This is a genomic window from Butyricimonas faecalis (assembly GCF_003991565.1).
Taxonomy (GTDB): domain Bacteria; phylum Bacteroidota; class Bacteroidia; order Bacteroidales; family Marinifilaceae; genus Butyricimonas; species Butyricimonas faecalis.
Map to the genome: position 1 here is coordinate 4326975 of NZ_CP032819.1, position 18693 is coordinate 4345667.

Consider the following 18693-nt stretch of genomic DNA (forward strand, 5'->3'; position numbering starts at 1 on the left):
CTTGTTCCTGGTGGTCGAATTGGAGAAATAATTGTAGTTTTGTAGTTGATTAATCTTTGATGAAAAAAGGGAAATGAGATTTTTGCGAAAGCTTTTTAAATATGCATTGAGAATTATTCTGGTTCTTTTTTCTTTGGTAATTCTCGTGATGATTCTTTTGTATGTTCCGGCCATTCAAAATTTTGTTAAAGGGAAGGCGGAGCAGTACGTGGATGAAAATTTGGACATGAAACTGTCGGTCGGTCGAATCTTGTTGAAATTTCCACTCGATCTGGCCGTTGAAAATATTTATCTGGGACAGACGGAAAAAGACACGATGCTGTATGCCGATGTCATTCAGGTAAATGTTGCCTTGACAAAACTTTTGAAAAAAGAAATAGAAATTCGTCGTTTGATCGTGGAGAACGCGGCGATTCATTTTGAGGATTCTCTCTCTGCGTTAAAAATGAAGGTCGCTTTGAAGGAATTGAGCCTTCGCGTGGATCGATTGAATCTCTCTCAACAAGAGGCAGAAATCCCTTTCATCGCTCTTAAAGGCGGAAACATCCGGATGAATTTGGGTAGTGGCCCATCCGCGGTTGATACAACCGGGGGCGGGGAACCCGTTCGTTGGCATTTTAAGGTGGGAGAAGTAACCATTGATAGCGTTGATTATCAGTTACAAGGTCTTCCCATGGGAAAATTTCATGCTGGGATGGGAGAGGCACTCTTGAAAGGCGTGGATGTCGGATTGGAAAACCAGACGGTTGATTTGGAAAAAATCACCTTGGTACGCGGCTTTTGCGATTTGCTGATGTCAGAATCTACCGGAGAACAACGTGAAACAGAGGTGACCGCGGAGGAAAGTACTCCTTGGCAAATTCGGGTAGGGACCGTTGAATTGGTGGATAATCGTTTTTTGATGAAACCGATGCGTGTGCCTGTTGATGCGGAACAGTTCCCGGAAACGATTCGCGTATCAGCACTTTCGTTGAAAATGGATAGCGTGTTTAACCGGGGAACCGAGATGGCGGCAATGATTCAAAATTTGCGTTTCAAAGAAGGAAACGGATTAGATTTAAGAGACTTATCTTGTCGGGTTAGCTTGGAAAGCGAGCAAACGAACGTGTCGAATTTGGTGTTAAAAACCGGTAACAGCCAATTGAAAATGAATCTTCGGGCGGAATCTGGGATCAGTGATTTCGGCATGGAAACCCCTATACAGTTATCAATAGACGGAAATATCGCCGGACAAGACGTCCTGTTGTTTCTGCCGGATTCCAATGATCAGATCACTAATTGGTTATCGGATAAAATTTTTTCTTTATCCGGTTTGGTAAAAGGCAAGGTCGATCAATTGAACATTACTCGTTTTGAAATTGGGGCAACGGATGGTTTTTCGTTGAAAAGCGAGGGGAGCGTGTCATGCGTGACCGATATGGAAAAAATGGCAGGGGAATTGAATCTGGCGTTTGTTGTCGATCGGGGAGCGTATTTCGCGCCTCTCTTGTCAGAGAATGAGGAGGTTGGATTTGTTCTACCGGACCACTTGTCATTAACCACCGATGTTACTATCGCGAACCGGACGGCAAAAGTGGATATGAAATTGAAGCCCGGAGGAGGAATCTTGCATGCAGTTGCCGATTTTGCCTGGCAGGAGGAAACCTATCGTGCGGAAGTTCATTGGAAAGATTTTGCGTTGAATAAATTCATGCCGAATGACTCGTTAGGGACTATTACGGCTCATCTTTTGGCCTCGGGGCGGGGGCTTGATTGGAAAGAAATGATCGCGAAAGTGGATGTTGGACTCGACTCCTTATTTTATAACGGGTACGATTATAAAAATATCGTTTTGGACGCGGCGTTGAAAGATCGGGAATTAACCGGGGAATTGGTGAGTGATAATCCGGAATTGGACTTGGGAATGAAATTCCGGTTAGGCTTGGATGACAACGCCTACAAGATACACGTGAATGGAGATATTCAACAGGTAGATCTGAAAGGATTGCATTTTATGCCGGAAAATATGTCTTTTTCTTTGGGGCTGAATGTCGATGCAGAATTAAAGGCGGACAGAACCTCCTCTTTACAGGCTGATTTTTCAAATATTGTCTTGCGGGACCTTGCCACTCGCAAGTTGGGGGATTTGGATATTACTTTCTCCGGCTTGCCCGACAAGACCTTGTTGGATGTCAAGGCGGGAGACTTGACCGTGACGTTTGAAGGGGATGGGGGAAGCACCACTTTAATCGATCGTTTTAGTGCTGTTGGCGGATTATTGGTTGAGCAGATCGAGAAACATGATTTTAACATGGAGAGATTGAACGAACTGCTACCTGATTTCCGCTTGACCCTAGGTGCCGGTCGGGAAAATTTATTGAACGGTTACTTGAAAAATAACGGGATACGCTTTGAACGCGTGGCACTGGACGTCGGAACCGACGTGTCGCGTGATTTCCGGTTAAATTCAAAAATTTATGGATTGAATATCGAGGGTGTTCTCCTGGACAGCCTGTTCGTGTATGCCAAGCAAAAGAACGTGGCATTGTGCTATGGAGCGGAAATTTTCGGGGCTAAAGATCAATTGGAAGGATTATCCCGCTTGACCGCGGAAGGAAACGTCGAATATGATCAAATAAACGTGAGAATACGGGAACATGCCAACGAGGAAGGGGAAATATTCAATGTCGGGGCTAATATCGCTTTACAGGATAGTGCTTTTAGCGTGAGTATTTCCCCGGATCCCCTTATCTTGGGGTATGTTTCATGGCAAATCAACCGGGGCAACTTCATTCGCTTGAAACAAGGGGAGATACCGGCAGCTAATCTGCAATTATTGAATGGCGACAAGCGGATCCGTCTGATTTCGGAAGAAAACGCACATCATGAACCGGAATCCTTAATTGTAGACATTAAAGCCATTGACTTGGGCGGCTTCTCTAAAGCGCTCTCGTTCCTTCCGGATATATCCGGTTTGTTAGGAGTTGATATGCAGATGTATAGTAAAAATGACGTGATCGACCTTAACGGGGCGGTCAAGGTCGATGATTTTTATTATGGGAAAGAACACGTGGGAGATTTGGGAATTGGCATGACATACCGATTGTCGCGACAGACGGAACACGACGTGGATTTTTCCTTGTCGGTGGATAAAGTAAAGGCGCTTTTGGTCAAAGGCAAATTAATGACAGGAATTGAAGATAAAAATATGGCCCTGGATATCGACATCCCTAAATTCCCGTTGCGTGTAGCGGGAGCTTTTACGCCCCCGGGTATAATGAACCTGGGTGGGGATATGATCGGGGCTTTTCAAGTGAAAGGGCAAATGGACCAACCCTTGATAAATGGAGATTTGCGTTTCAAGGACGGAACCATAGAAGCCTTAATGATCGGGACAACCTTTAAAATAGATTCGTCAGCCATTAAAATACATAACAACCTCCTGGATTTTAACCATTTCGGGCTGATTGCTCCCAATAAACAACGTTTGGAACTATTGGGAACGGTTGACTTCGCGTCGTTCTCGGCCATAAAAATGGATGCCTCCATTCAAGCTAAAAACTTCCAGGCAATGAAAGTGAAAGAGAACACGGAGACCATGGTCTTCGGGAAATTGTTTGTCGACCTTTCGGCAACGCTGAAAGGAATGTTGGACAACCTGAAGGTGCGGGGAAATATCAATCTGTTGGATAACAGCGAAGTCTACTACACGCTGAAATCCTCTCCGTTGGAATTGACAGACCGAAGCGCGGATGTCGTGCGTTTCGTATCTTTCAGCGATACGACCCAATTGGCGGCGGACGACGAGTTGCAACAGATTAGCCCCGTGAACTTGGATTTGCTCATGTCCGTGAACATCGCGCCGTTGGTCGGACTGAACGTGTTGCTGTCATCGAACGGTCAGAATCGGGTGGCGATCAATGGCGGGGGAAACCTGACGTACACCTTGAACCCGGTGGGAGAGACCCGCCTCGTGGGAAGATACGTGTTGACAAGTGGTGTCGTCTCGTATGGACTGCCGGTCATCGGGCAAAAGGATTTCAAAATACAGGACGGCAGTTTCGTGGAGTGGACCGGGGATTTGGCCAATCCGACCTTGAATATAACGGCGGCGGAAACCGTTTCGGCCAGTGTGACGGACGACAGCCAGAAGTCCCGCCTGGTGACGTTCAAAGCCATGATCAAAATTTCGAATACACTGGAAAAACTGGATATCACCTTTGATCTTGCCGCAGAAGGAGATATCACGGTACAGAATCAATTGGCGGCGATGACTGCCGAAGAACGTTCCAAGGAAGCGATGAACATGATGATCTATGGCACCTATTCCGGGCCGGGGACCGTGGCAAAGTCCAATGCTTCCGATAATGCTCTTAATAACTTCGTGGAAAACGAATTAAATCAATGGTCTCGGAAACATCTGAAAAATATGGATTTGACGTTTGGAATCAACACCTATAATCAAGTGTCTGAAGCGGGAGAATCCAAGAAAACGGATTACTCTTATCAATTCTCGAAACGCTTATTTAATAATAAAGTACGGGTGAAAGTCGGGGGACGGATCTCTACGGATAACGATCCCGCGGCCGGGGGAGTCGAGGAAAACCTCGTGGATGACATTGCCATCGAGTACGTGTTTGGAAAGAATCCGAATTTCTTCCTGAAAATTTTCCGTCACACGGGTTACGAAAGCGTATTGGAAGGTGAGGTGACGCAAACCGGTATAGGTGTGGTATTGAGAAAGAACTTCCAAAAATTCATGGATATATTCCGGCGTAAAAAGAAAGTACAAGTTGAACCCCAAAAAGAACCGATAGAAAATGAAAAGTCTGGGAAATAATTTATGTATTATTATCGTATTTATGATATTGGGAAGCTCTTGTTCTCAGACGAAGCGGCTGACGGAAGGAGAGATATTGTACACCGGGGTGAAAAAAATGAACATCGAAACGGCCAAAGGAGTAAAGTTGGAGGGACCGAAGAGTTCGGCTATTTCCGGCCCCTTGGGTTTCCCGCCGAATAACCCGCTTTACGCTCCTTACATACGTTCGCCCTTTCCGATCGGGCTGTGGGTGTATAACTGGAACGTGAAAAAAGAGAAAGGACTAAAACATTGGTTGTATAAAAAATTGGCCAAAAAACCCGTGTTGATCTCTGATGTACAACCGGAATTACGCTTGAAAGTGGTGGAAAACGCTGCCAGCGAATACGGTTATTTCGGGGTAAAAACCAGTTACGAACTGATCCCCAACAAACGGAATCCCAAGAAGGCGAAAATCAGTTATCAGGTCTACGTGCCGGAAGCTCACTTGTTGGGGAGTGTTGAATTTTGGGGATGGACGGGGAGGATGGATAGTTTGATACAGAGGGCGCGACGGGGATGTTTGCTAAAATCCGGGGCAGAGTATAATTTGTACACGATGGAAGACGAGCGCACCCGGATCACTAAAATGTTCCGGAATAACGGGTATTATTATTTTCAAGCGGATTACATCGAATTCCTGGTCGATACGACACGGGAAAAACGGGTGGCGGACGTCCGCGTAGCCTTGAAACATGGCGTTCCGGCGGTAGCCCTGCAACCGTACAAGGTGGGGAACGTGGAACTGGTGTTGGAAAATTCCGACCAGTCAGAAACTCAAGACACCCTGTCTTATAAGGGGATAGAAGTAAAATACACCAAACCTTTGGACGTGAAGCCTAAAGTCCTCGCTCGTTCCCTGCACTTGCTTCCCGGGGACATCTATTCGTTCAGACGACAAAATCGAACCCAGACAAGCTTGGCCCGGTTAGGGATTTTTAAGTACACGAATTTGAACGTGACCCGGGCGGATAGCGTGAAAAAATCCGGTTTCGGAAGTTTGGACTTTAGCATTAATGCCGTGTATGACCTACCGATTGAGACGGAGATCGAAGTAGACGTCTCCTCTAAATCCAATAATTTGCTCGGACCCGGCCTATCGTTGGGAATAACGAATAAAAATTTATTCCGGGGCGGGGAAAACCTGACCTTTAAGTTGAATGGTGCTTACGAGTGGGAAGTCGGGGATAAAAAAACGAATTCAAATTCCGGGCTAATCAATTCTTACGAGCTGGGTGTGAATGTCGGGTTGTCATTACCCCGCTTGCTGGTACCCGACTTTCTGAAAAGCAACAAAGATTTTGCCGAGCGTACGAATTTTCAGGTAGGAGTAGATTTTTTGAATCGTCATACCTTTTTCCGGATGCTTTCTTTCACGGGATCTCTCGGTTATGATTTTCAATCCTCGTGGCGGGTATTCCACACGATCACCCCTTTGAAGATCACGTACACCCATTTGTTGCAAACCTCGAAAGAATTTGATGAAACGATGGAGAATAACCCCGCGATAGCGATGAGTTTTAAAAACCAGTTGATCCCTTCCATGTCCTACTCGTACACATACGACAGGGCGGCAACAAGACGGAATCCCAATCGATTATACTGGCAAAACACGCTGATGTCAGCCGGAAATATTCTTTCTGCCATACAATATATCACGGGAAATCACCAGGGGCAAAACAAAAAGTTGTTCGGTAATATCTACTCGCAATTCTTGAAATTGACCTCTGAGGTCATCGTGTATCGTAAGGTAACGGAGACCTCTCTTCTGGCTACCCGCTTTATGGGGGGCATCGGTTATGCTTACGGAAATTCCCGGGTGATGCCGTATAGCGAGCAATTTTATATCGGGGGAGCCAATAGCATCCGGGCATTCACGATCCGGTCGATAGGCCCCGGTAGCTATCATCAGGAAAGCGATAACAAAACGGCATACCTCGACCAGACGGGAGATATAAAATTGGAAGGGAACGTGGAACTTCGTTTTAAAATTATGTATCAACTGAACGGCGCCATCTTTTTGGATGCCGGTAACGTGTGGCTGTTGCGGAATGATCCGAAGCGTCCGGGCGGGGAGTTTAAGTTTGCCGGTTTGTTGAAAGAGATTGCTTTGGGAACGGGTTTCGGCTTACGTTATGACTTCGGTTTTATCGTGCTCCGGGGGGATCTGGGAATTGCTCTACACACCCCTTATAAGAATCCGGATAAGTCGGGATATTATAATATTCCTAAATTCAAAGACGGGTTGAAGTTTCATTTGGCCATTGGTTACCCGTTCTAAAAGGGAATATTGGCATGATATGACTTGATGTGTCATGCTTTTACCGGCATGATATTTTTAAGTGTTTCCTTACTTTTGTTGATGATGTTTTGAATTAGGCGGGAGATAAGCGGGTAATAAGCAACCCACTAGGAAGCACGGACGTGTCCCCTACGTATTAAAGCCGTTTGGCAACTGTCTTTGCTTTTTGGAGGGAATGTTTGTAGGAGATTTGTATTTACCTGTTTCCGTTTTACTTCCCCGTTAATTTATTTCGGATTCAAAATGAACGAGGCTGTCCTCAAAGTCTTATTCCGTATCAACAAACTACCCCCTCCAACTCCCCCTTACACAGGGGAAGGGTTGATAACCAAGCAAAAACCCCTCCTGTGTAGGAGGGGTTAGGGGAGGTAGTCGTTAAAGCATAGACTTGTTTGACAGCCTTTTTTCGGCGTGTTTTCTTTCCCTGAAATTTTCTGGGCAATTAGAAGGCAAACATGACACGCAATTGCAATTGATGGAAGTTTTTATCATCCGGGAAATACACGTTGCTTAAGTTCGCGTATTGATATTCTCCCATAATTTTGATATATTGATTGAAAGAATAATTCAACCCGAGTGTTACCGTGTGCATGGTTCCCCCGTCAATACTGGAAGAATAAGGGTAGTCCACGATTTTTCCGTTGGGATAGAATTTGTGATTACCAACAAGGAAAATATCCCCATCCGTAATGTCAGTTAAGTTCGTGCAAGAGTAGCGTGCAACGAGTTCCAAGCCACCTTTGTCTCCCATGCCTTTTAATAAGCCGTACTCGTCATCGTAAGTATAGGCTTTACCGCGAAGCAAGTAGCCGAACTCTACGTATCCGCCGTTCATGATTGTCGGGCGTAATTTGTTGCCACCTCTCCATCCTTCAACATTCGTCCAACTTTGTTGGCCACCCAGCTGACTTTCAAATAAGGTTTGATCGTCACGGTCTTTCCATACTTTTTTCCAGATAAATTCTCCGCGAGCGAATACGCGATTGCTCTTGAATAAGAATTCAGGACTGATGGTGAACGCGTCTTTAGCCCATGGTAGATCGCAACTTAAGAATTTAGTTGTTTCGTCCACGTAGGTTTGCATGTTGGCAGCCACGTGCATGTTTGTTTTGTAAACACCATCTTGGTAGACTTCGCCACCGTTGATTCTTTGATAACGTAACCCGGTACCGAATTGTAAGGTGATGTTGTTATCGTTTATCGGTTTCCATAACCAGCGTCCGCTCAAGCTGAATCCTTGGTAACCTTCTTCTTGGTCGTTGTATTTCAATTGGGAGAATATACCTTGATCTGCAAAGAAGTGTCTGTTGAAGAATTTGTAAGTAGCTCCTAGTGAACGTCCCGGAGCCAATGCTTGTGCAACCGACGGGCGGCTGATAAAGTGATAATTGTAGGAGCTGGTCATCATGCTCATGCTTGACGGTTCGTTGTAATAGCCGGCTTTTACCAGGTGGATACCTTTTAAACTTTCTTTAAAAGTGTATTGAGCGAATAGATTTTTTTGACTGAATTCACCTTTTCCGAAACCGAAGTCCGCGTAGATATACAATTTTCCGTAAGTCAGGGAGGCGTGAATACGGGCATCCGTGATAGCGGCACCGGAGTTCATCGGGGTCCATTCCGTGTGATAATAGGCTAAATCAGCGAACATACGACCACCGATGCTTGCTTTAAGATCGTTTTCTTTATTGACATATTTCAACAAAGGGTTTACATCTTCTTGGGCTTTCACTGCTGTGGTAGACAACATGGCGGCTACCATCATGACAGGTAATAATATATATTTTTTCATTACGATAATCGATTAAAAATTATTTGTCATAACCTAATTTTTCCAATACTTCACGTGCGTCCGGAATTTCTGTCGGAGCGGGGGATTTCCGGTAACCGAAATCTACCATGTATTGAAGACTCATGTCCGTGTGATTCGTGAAGAAGGCATCCAAATAAGGGGCTTCATAACGTGAACCACCTTCGTTACCCCAGTTGTATTGACCGAAGTATTTAGCCATTTGGTCGTAAGTATCGAAAGAGTACGGGTGGTTTTTCATTTTAGCACGATGGATCAAGTTGTGTTGCCACGGGTAATTTAATTCCGGGTAATTGTTCGGTGCTCCGGAAATACACGGTCCGATGTAGTGTGCTTTGTATTTTACACCCAAGTTGATGAACGAAGCGTACCCTTGCGGATCATCGTAAGCTAAGTCGGTTGCTCCGGTTCCTTTCCATAACAAGAAACACATTGGAACCTGGCCTTTGAACAAGTCGCATACGCGTGTCAAGCTTTGTAATGAGAAGGTTTGAAGGATGACTTTTCCGTTCGTGTTACCCACGTTGATTTTTCCATTTACGTAGAATGGGGTGTTTTCTGCTTCCTCGCCTCCTGCAATGATGTTCATGTTGAGTTTTTCCTGGAAGCCCGTTACGTTTTTCATTTGCAATTCATCGTACACCATTTGCTCGAAGTTAGACGGGTTTAACCACGGTTCTTTGAATTCGATGTAAATTCCGGGTGTGTTTCCGCTATTACCTTCTGCATCTTTTATATAGCCGAATTCATAACGAACGACTTTATCTTTTACTCCGAAGTTTACCGGGTTGCTGAATTCTTCGTTGGTGACAACCATTGTTTTTACAACTCTTTCATTGTTCGTCGCGCTACCCCAAATATTCACGTGACCGTTTGCTTGGTCGTCTCCATTGTATCTTTCCAGTTTGTATCCTTTGGAGTACATGATCAAGTCTTGAAGTGTAGAGATGTACTGGTGGTTCGTTGAAAATCCTTTACGAGCTTGTTCCTGGCTGGCGGCATCTTGGTTAAACCAAGTTCCTGCGTCCAAAAGCATTAATTCGTAATAAGTATAAGAGCAAGGATAGTTGGGCACGAATGCTTTTTTATCCGCGCTGATCAACGAGTCTATTTTTTGAGCACTGTAATTTAAAAGTTTATAGTATTCTCTTCTCGTTTTTTCCGGGAATCTTTCCCCGAAAACATCTTCAATGTTGGTGGTACGTTTTAAGTCAGTATCGTGTAGAGCAAGGATAACGCCATCTTTGGACACTTGCAAGTCTGCTTCTAAATAATCGGCACCCATCTCCCGTGCCCAGCGATAGGCAGCTTCGGTTTCTTCCGGAGTCCAATAGGTTGAACCGCGGTGAGCTACTACGGCATATTGGGGGACATAATCCCGTACTTTTTGTAATTCGGTTGATAGCGTGTCTACATGTACACGTTCTGAATCGACAAACGTGTCATTGAATTTTTGATTTTCGCAAGACATGAAAGCTAAGGCTATTCCACATGCCATTGCAATTCTCCATGATTTATTAACCATAATATTAAATTTGAATTATTTGGTGATCTTATTTTCTATTTTGTACCAGATACTGTTCCTCCTTGTAAGTGAAACCCACGAAAACGATGGACAGGGCGCAGGCAATGAGCAATAGTACGAACGTGCCGTCCCAGCCGAACGAACTCTGGGCGACGTACCCCATCACCACGTTCGCCAGGATGGCGGTGCCGAAGAAGTAGCCGAAGAACCCGGTCAACCCGGCCGACGTGCCGGCGGCGTTTTTCGGTGCCAGGTCGAGGGCTTGCACGCCGATCAACATCACGGGACCGTAGATGAAGAACCCGATGGCGATCAGGGAGAGCGTGACGATCATGTAGTTATCCGAGAATTGCCAGTACAGGAAGATGAAGAACGCCACGAGAGCCATGAATATGATCGTCGTGATCGCCCGGCGTCCCTTGAACACCACGTCGCTGAGCCAGCCGCAAACGAGGGTTCCCGGGATCGCCGCGAACTCGTAAGCGAAGTAAGCCCACCCGGCTTCTTTAATATCGTACCCCTGCGCCTCCTTCAGGTAGGTCGGGGCCCAGTCCAGGCAACCGTAGCGCACCATGTAAACGAAGGCGTTGGCGATGGCGATAAACCACAACATCTTGTTGTTCAACACGTACTTGAAGAAAATCTCCCTCGTGGTGAGCACCTCTTCCTGCTTCTCGCTGTAATTCTTGGGGTAATCGTCCCGCCATCTCTCTATCGTCGGCAACCCGCAGGACTGCGGCGTGTCGCGGATCAGCACGTACGCGATCAAGGCCACGAACAAGGCCACGGCCGCCGGGAAAATGTAGGTTCCTATGATGAAGTACCTGGAGCTGTCCGCGCCGTAGAACCACGACCCGAACCACATGGCACCGTACACGGCCATCGGGCCCACCAGGGCGCCACCCACGTTGTGGGCGCAGTTCCAGATGGACATCTTCGTCCCCCGTTCCTTCACGGAGAACCAGTGTGTCATCACCCGGCCGCAGGGAGGCCACCCCATGCCGTTAAACCAACCGACCAGGAAGTTCAGCACGGCCATGATCACGATGGACGTCGTGCTCGCCCCGAACAGCTCGACCGGCACGGCCATGAACATCATGGACAGGGCCGCCAGTACCAAACCCAGGGGAAGGAACACCCGGGCGTTGCTCCGGTCCGAGACGCTCCCCATCAAGAACTTCGACAGGGCGTAGGCCACGGCGTTCAACGATAACACGATACTCAGTGAACCCTTGTCGAACCCGTAAGGACCGGTGGGGTCTGTTAGAAACGGCATCGCCATCGAGAAGTTCTTACGCACGATGTAATAGCCGGCGTAACCGACGAAGATGCCAACGAAAACCTGCCAACGCAAGCTCTTGTAACTCGAATCGATCTTACCTTCCGGTAATAAATCCTTGTGAGGTGCTGGTTTTAAAAAATTCCACATGTTATTAGATTTTTATTGTAAAAACTATTTACAATCATCTAATAACTTGAACAAGAATACCTTAATAAGATGTGAATCAATAAAAAGGTAATGTTTTAGTAGCTAAAGAGGATGGATAAAACCTTGTAAATTTATTCATCCTTTTTGCAGTTTGTGACAGACTTAGATCTTTGCTGTTAATTGTTTTTCCAACCCGGCTAATTTTTGCGAAAGAAGTTCCATATCCCTACTCACCTTCTCGTTAGTTATTTTTGCATAAATCTGTGTGGTTTTTATATTCGTATGACCTAGAATTCGGCTTACAGTTTCAATAGGCATGCCCTTCGCTAATGTAAGCGAAGTTGAGAACGTGTGACGTGCCACGTGAAAGGTAAGTTTAATCTTGAATCCGCATTGTTTGCCGATGTTTTTCAATATATTGTTACATGACCAATTGCTTGGAACGGCAAATAAACGATCATCTCCGGTTTTGCCTTCATATTTTGCAATTATTCGCTTGGGAACATCCAGCAGTCGAATATTTGAATCGATATTTGTTTTCTGCCTGCGCGTGATGATCCATAAATGGCCGTCCAAGAATGTTTGCAGGTTACTCTTGGTTAAATTTTTAATGTCGGAATAAGCTAGTCCTGTAAATGCAGCAAAAACAAATAGATCACGTACAAATTCATAGGATTTATTCTTCATGTGGGCTTTCATTAATAATTGCAATTCTTCTTCCGAAAGAAACCCCCGATCCACTTGTTCGGGACTGATCATATAGCCTGCAAATGGATTAGCAACAAGTAAACCTTCATTCCGTGCAATAGAAATAATATGCTTTATCCCAATCATATACAACCAAATTGTATTTGTACAACACCCCCGGACCGTGCGTAAAAAATATTCAAAGCCGTTAATAAAAGAAAGATTCAATTCTTTTAATGATATATCTTCACGCCTATATTCTTTCAGAATATAAGCCTGCATGAGTTTGTAAAGATTACAATATTTTTTGTATGTATTTTGGGTTCGACCATTACCTACTTTACGAGCGAACAATTCGTTATGCCAAGCGAACAACTTGAGAAACATATCCTGCTTTATGCCAATTCCCAAATAAGCATTTTTTACTTGTTCAGCAGTAACACCTCCACCCGCTTGCACAATTTCTTGATAACGATTATTTATTGTCACCCGAATTTGTTCCAACTGTCGATTTATATCTTTTGCTTTCTCACTTTTCCCCATAGCTTTCCCAGCCTTGCTATCCCATAATTCAGGCGGGACTGTCATTTTAAGACTGAATTGAACAATTCCCTTGTTTACAGTTATCCTTCCCATCAATGGTAGGCTATTATCATTTTTGGGAGCGTTACGCTTAACGTAAAATAACAACTTGAATGTACTACGCATAATTCTATTTTTATAATTGATGTAAAGTCAAAATAAAGTAAACACTTTTCATTTGACAAATTTTAGATATAATGGAATTTACTCTTGCATAATTTGCCATTCAAGAGTATATATAGAAAAAACAATTCTCTAATATCTAAAAAGTAATACTCGAAATGAGAGAATTGTTCAAAAATATTTTCATTTTGCTGAATTAGGTAACGAATAAGTAGCTGAACACCCTCTATATTTCATCTTATAACGATAAATTACAGAGAATTAGTGTGATCCAATATTGTGTTATTTTCAGAGCTTCTCAAACAATTTTTCCACCAATGCGGTCAACTTTCCTAACAAAACTTCATGCATTGTTATTAACTTTCTGATTTCTTCATCTCTAGCTTGTAACGAAGACGCCTGTTTGTTAACAATTCCTGCAAGATATCGAACCGTAAGTTCGTCATTATCCCGAACAGAAAGATTTCCGTAAGTTTGCTCTGTTACAACATTTTCCTTACGATACTTCTCTCCTTCATCTGTTAAAAGCCATCTTCGATTTACTCCCAATAAAAGACTCATCACTTCTAACTTTGTGGTGTCTGGCTTTGTTTTGTTCTTTAAGTAGTTGGAAATCGTTGTCGCAGACATATGTAAGGATTTTGCCACTTTATATTTCGTGTACCCTTTCTCATCCATTACCTTTTGTAATCTTTCTGAAAATGACATATTGTGTTATTTAGAATTATTGTAAATTATGCTGTTTTGACAAAAATAATCCAATGTAAATTTGCTTTAATCCAAATTTGTATTACCTTTGACTATCATTTGTTACAAATATAACGATTATTGATGAATCCCCCAAAAAAGGAGGACATTAATCAGTTAGTGATGTGAGGAGACAGAGCATTTTCCCGTTATGCTTTTGTCTCCTTTCTATATTTCTCTAGTACCCTTTATTCATATATAAAATTTTCTGAACATGAAATTCTGGATCTATCGATTCAATATCATTATTGTTTCTTTTATCATGTCATGTATTTTCGATCGAAATGAAATTACTTTTCTTTTATTTCGATTTTAGCAAAAAAATTGCTTTTTAATTTTGATATGTTTCGTTTTATTCATTTCTTTGTGGTGAAAAATAAAATTTCATACACATGAAGCAAAATGAAACTACACAATCGTTTGATGTGATAATCATCGGAGGTGGTGCTACCGGAGCAGGAACTGCCAGGGATTGCTCTCGTAGAGGTGTAAAAACACTTCTATTGGAAAGATTTGACATCTCTACCGGTGCTACGGGAAGGAATCACGGCTTATTACATAGTGGAGCCCGTTATGCCGTAACCGACAAAGAGTCCGCGGAAGAATGTATCAAAGAGAATATGATTCTTCGCCAAATTGCCAGTCATTGTGTGGAAGAAACGGACGGCTTATTTTTAAGTTTACCGGAGGATGATCTTAGTTATCAGTCCCAATTTGTAGAAGCATGTCATCAAGCGGGAATCCGTGCGGATATCATCGATCCGAAAGAAGCATTACGTCTAGAACCATCCGCAAACCGGGATATTATCGGGGCAGTAAGAGTTCCTGATGGAGCAGTGGATCCTTTCCGTCTAACGGCATCCAACGTGATGGACGCTAAATTGCATGGAGCAACAATACTCACGTATCAAGAGGTGATCGAGATTATACGAGAGCAAAATCGAGTGATCGGAGTAAAAGTTCTAGATCATAAAACAAACGAAATCAAATCCTACTATGCCTCTATTGTTGTCAACGCCGGAGGAATCTGGGGGCATAATATAGCGAAGCTCGTGGATATTAATATAAACATGCTTCCTTCAAAAGGAGCATTGCTGATTTTTGGACATCGAGTTAATAATATCGTACTAAATAGGTGTCGCAAGCCGGCGGATGCTGACATCCTCGTTCCGGGTGATACGATCTGCCTCATCGGAACAACATCCAGCAAGGTGCCTTTTGAAGAAATTGATCACATGAAGGTGACCCCGGAAGAAGTTGATGTATTGTTGCGAGAAGGGGAGAAAATGGCACCCATTTTGGCTCAAACCCGTATATTAAGAGCGTACGCTGGTGTGCGTCCGTTGGTCGCATCTGACAATGATCCAAGCGGACGAAGTGTAAGTCGGGGAATTGTACTTTTAGATCATGCAACCCGCGATGGGCTGGAAGGATTTATCACGATCACGGGAGGAAAATTGATGACCTATCGATTAATGGCCGAGTGGACGACAGACTTGATATGTAAAAAACTCCATCTCTCTGCCCCGTGTACGACTGCCACGGAAAAACTCCCCGGCTCAAGGGAAAACATGGAAGAAATCAGCAAAAAAATTATATCCGTACCTCTGACGCAACGCAATTCAACTATTTACAGACACGGGGATATGGCTGATCGTTTTTCTGGAAACACGCCATTAGACAATAGTTTGATATGTGAATGTGAAGAGGTTTCTGTCGGCGAAGCGAAATATGCATTAAATGAACTGGATGTCAATAATTTGATTGATCTGAGAAGAAGAACTCGCGTCGGGATGGGAACCTGTCAAGGAGAACTTTGTGCGTGTCGTGCAGCGGGTTTAATGAGTGATATGAAAAAAGTATGCACGAATAGAGCCAAGGCGGATCTCGCCTCTTTCTTGAACGAAAGGTGGAAAGGGATGTCTCCTATTGCTTGGGGAGACACGTTGCGCGAGTGTGAGTATACGGCCTGGATTTATGAAGGCGTTTGTGGTTTAACATCATCATCTAAGAAATAATATGAAATTCGATACAATTATCATCGGTGGTGGCTTATCCGGTTTAATCAGTGGAATTTACTTGTCCCAACGAGGACAACGATGCGTTATCATATCCTCAGGCCAAAGTGCCTTGCATTTTTCTTCTGGATCATTTGACTTGTTAAATAATTTGCCAGACGGGACAAGTGTTCAAAAACCACTGGACGCGATAGGCAAACTCATCCAACAAGCTCCCTCACATCCTTATGCGAAACTTGGCGAAAACAAATTCAAGATATTAACTCAACAGACCAAAGAGTTTTTAAAAAACGCGGGAATTGCCACCCAGGGGGATTACGAGAAGAATCACTATCGAGTGACTCCCATGGGGACATTAAAATCTACCTGGCTCACGCTTGAGAATTTATTGATAAGCGAGAACGAAAAATGTTTGCCGATCCGACATCCGGGCATTTTTAACGTCACAGGGTTTCTTGATTTTTACACGCAATTTATTGCAGATGAATTCCTAAAGCTGGGAACCAAATGCAGCATTCATGCTGTCAATTTTCCGGCTCTTGAAAACTTGCGTAAGAATCCGACAGAAATGCGTTCTGTCAATATAGCCCGTATTTTTGACAAACAAGAAAACATACAAGAATTAGTCCAAATACTAAAAGCGGAAAGCGAAGATTGTGACTCAATCATTTTACCTGCCATCACGGGATTAAACCGCGAAGATGTGGTAGATTACTTGCGAAAAGAAGTTGACAAACCTATCTATCTCTTGCCCACGCTCCCGCCTTCCGTTCCGGGTATTCACACCCAACAAAAACTTCGTTCCGTCTTCCAGCAAAACGGAGGTGTCTATATGCTGGGGGATACGGTTTTACGGGCAGAAATAAAAGGGAACAGAATCTCGCAAATTTACTCTTCCAATCACGGAGATATACCTTTTATAGGACAAAATTTCATTCTTGCCACAGGAAGTTATTTCAGCCAGGGATTGATTGCCAGCACGGAAAAAATATACGAACCCATTTTTGATCTCGACGTGACGTATGCCCCGAACAGAACACAATGGTACAACAGCGACGTGTTCGAATCACAACCCTACCAATCTTTCGGAATCAAAACCGACAACTCGTTCCGTTGTATGAGAGAAGGTAAAATTCTCGAGAATCTTTATGCAACCGGGGCCATCCTTGAGGGATTCAATCCTTTAAAAGAGGGATGCGGAGCCGGAGTTTCCATTTTGAGCGCCATGTATATAGCAGAACAGATTTTAAGTAAATAAAGAAGCCATGAATCTCCAACAACATAATATCAGCGACAACAATTTTGAACAATGCATCAAATGCACGATCTGCACCGTTTATTGTCCTGTAGCAGCAGTAAATCCCAATTATCCGGGTCCCAAACAAGCCGGCCCGGACGGGGAGCGCTTGCGGTTGAAGAAATTCAACTTTTACGACGAATCTTTAAAATATTGCATCAATTGTAAAAGATGCGAGGTAGCGTGTCCTTCGAATGTGAAAATTGGCGACATCATCCAAGCGGCCCGGATTAAATACAGCAAAAAACAACCGAAACTCCGAGATTATATTTTAGCAAACACGGATCTTGTCGGAACACTATCCACCCCGTTTGCCCCGATCGTAAACACAACTTTGGGACTAAAACCAGTAAAGGCAATTCTGGATGGAGTTATGAAAATCGATCACCGACGCACATTCCCGAAATACGCTTTCGGGACTTTTGAAAGTTGGTATAAAAAAGTTGCCAAAAAGCAAGCAGCTTATCCGAGCCAAGTGAGCTATTTTCACGGTTGTTACGTAAACTACAACAACCCTCAATTGGGAAAAGATTTAATTAAGGTAATGAACGCTTTCGGTATCGGGGTACAACTTTTAGAAAAAGAAAAGTGTTGTGGGGTGGCCTTAATCTCCAACGGGTTGATCAAACAAGCCCAAAAACAGGCTCGCACGAATATAGATTCAATCCGCAAGTCCGTGTTGGAAAAGAAATTGCCTGTAATTGCGACTTCTTCAACCTGCACGTTTACCATTCGAGACGAATACCCTCACTTGCTGGATGTTGATAATGCCGATGTCCGAGAGAATGTGGAATTGGCCACCCGGTATATCTATCGGTTATTAAGTCAAAAGAAAACAAAATTGACTTTCAAAACAGGGGAAAAAATCAAGGTAGCCTATCATACGCCTTGTCACATGGAAAAACTGGGATGGGCTCACTATTCCATCGAGTTGTTGAAATTAATCCCGAATGTTGAATTAACCGTATTGGATTCACAATGTTGCGGCATCGCGGGGACTTACGGTTTCAAAAAAGAGAATTACAAAACCTCTCAAGATATAGGCGAGTCTTTATTCAAGCAAATAGAAGCACTTGACATTGATTACGTGGTTACCGATTGTGAAACATGTAAATGGCAAATCGAAATGTCAACTTCCAAACGATGCGAACATCCTATATCAATATTAGCCAATGCCTTAGAGTGATTATTGCCATGCCACGCTAAGGTGTTTATAGCCAGGTAGCGAAAAACAATGTGTTAAAATCAAAATTTAAACAATTTTTTCTCGAAAAACATTTTGTTTTAAAAATCAATTGGCATACATTTGTTGCAAAATGAAACAATATGATTG

The 18693-nt window shown here is 43.7% G+C and carries 10 protein-coding genes; 5 read left to right on the forward strand and 5 right to left on the reverse strand.

Features of this window, described 5'->3' with window-relative positions; all coding sequences use genetic code 11:
* Nucleotides 1–73: 73 nt before the first annotated feature.
* Both D8S85_RS18505 and tamL read left to right on the forward strand, forming a co-directional pair.
* On the forward strand, nt 74–4819 hold the full coding sequence (locus D8S85_RS18505) for a translocation/assembly module TamB domain-containing protein (protein WP_106481927.1): 4746 nt from the start codon (nt 74–76) through the stop codon (nt 4817–4819).
* Complete coding sequence (gene tamL / locus D8S85_RS18510; RefSeq protein ID WP_106481929.1) at nt 4800–7121, forward strand: translocation and assembly module lipoprotein TamL; 2322 nt, start codon at nt 4800–4802, stop codon at nt 7119–7121. The genes D8S85_RS18505 and tamL overlap by 20 nt, the downstream gene beginning before the upstream one ends.
* 463 nt (nt 7122–7584) lie before the next feature.
* Here tamL and D8S85_RS18515 read toward each other — a convergent pair whose 3' ends face one another.
* From D8S85_RS18515 to D8S85_RS18535, 5 genes are all read right to left on the reverse strand, one after another.
* Nucleotides 7585–8934: a porin family protein gene (locus tag D8S85_RS18515; protein ID WP_106481931.1), complete on the reverse strand. Its 1350-nt coding sequence runs from the start codon at nt 8932–8934 to the stop codon at nt 7585–7587.
* 19 nt (nt 8935–8953) lie between these two features.
* Nucleotides 8954–10477 carry a glycerophosphodiester phosphodiesterase family protein gene (locus D8S85_RS18520; RefSeq protein WP_106481932.1) on the reverse strand — a complete coding sequence of 508 codons (1524 nt, stop codon included), beginning with the start codon at nt 10475–10477 and terminating at the stop codon, nt 8954–8956.
* A 28-nt stretch (nt 10478–10505) separates the two neighbouring features.
* Entirely contained in the window at nt 10506–11906 is a 1401-nt protein-coding gene (gene pgtP, locus D8S85_RS18525) for a phosphoglycerate transporter protein PgtP (RefSeq protein WP_127075489.1), read from the reverse strand.
* Between the two features lie 162 nt (nt 11907–12068).
* Nucleotides 12069–13301: a site-specific integrase gene (locus D8S85_RS18530; protein ID WP_106481943.1), complete on the reverse strand. Its 1233-nt coding sequence runs from the start codon at nt 13299–13301 to the stop codon at nt 12069–12071.
* A 285-nt stretch (nt 13302–13586) separates the two neighbouring features.
* Complete coding sequence (locus D8S85_RS18535; RefSeq protein ID WP_127075491.1) at nt 13587–14006, reverse strand: helix-turn-helix domain-containing protein; 420 nt, start codon at nt 14004–14006, stop codon at nt 13587–13589.
* A gap of 431 nt (nt 14007–14437) precedes the next feature.
* Between D8S85_RS18535 and glpA the strand changes: the two genes are divergently transcribed.
* The 3 genes from glpA to glpC are packed head-to-tail and all read left to right on the forward strand — an operon-like array spanning nt 14438 to nt 18546.
* On the forward strand, nt 14438–16063 hold the full coding sequence (glpA, locus tag D8S85_RS18540) for an anaerobic glycerol-3-phosphate dehydrogenase subunit A (RefSeq protein ID WP_106481940.1): 1626 nt from the start codon (nt 14438–14440) through the stop codon (nt 16061–16063).
* 1 nt (nt 16064) lies between these two features.
* Nucleotides 16065–17321: a glycerol-3-phosphate dehydrogenase subunit GlpB gene (glpB, locus tag D8S85_RS18545; protein ID WP_106481938.1), complete on the forward strand. Its 1257-nt coding sequence runs from the start codon at nt 16065–16067 to the stop codon at nt 17319–17321.
* A gap of 7 nt (nt 17322–17328) precedes the next feature.
* Entirely contained in the window at nt 17329–18546 is a 1218-nt protein-coding gene (gene glpC, locus D8S85_RS18550; RefSeq protein WP_106481936.1) for an anaerobic glycerol-3-phosphate dehydrogenase subunit GlpC, read from the forward strand.
* Nucleotides 18547–18693: the final 147 nt, after the last annotated feature.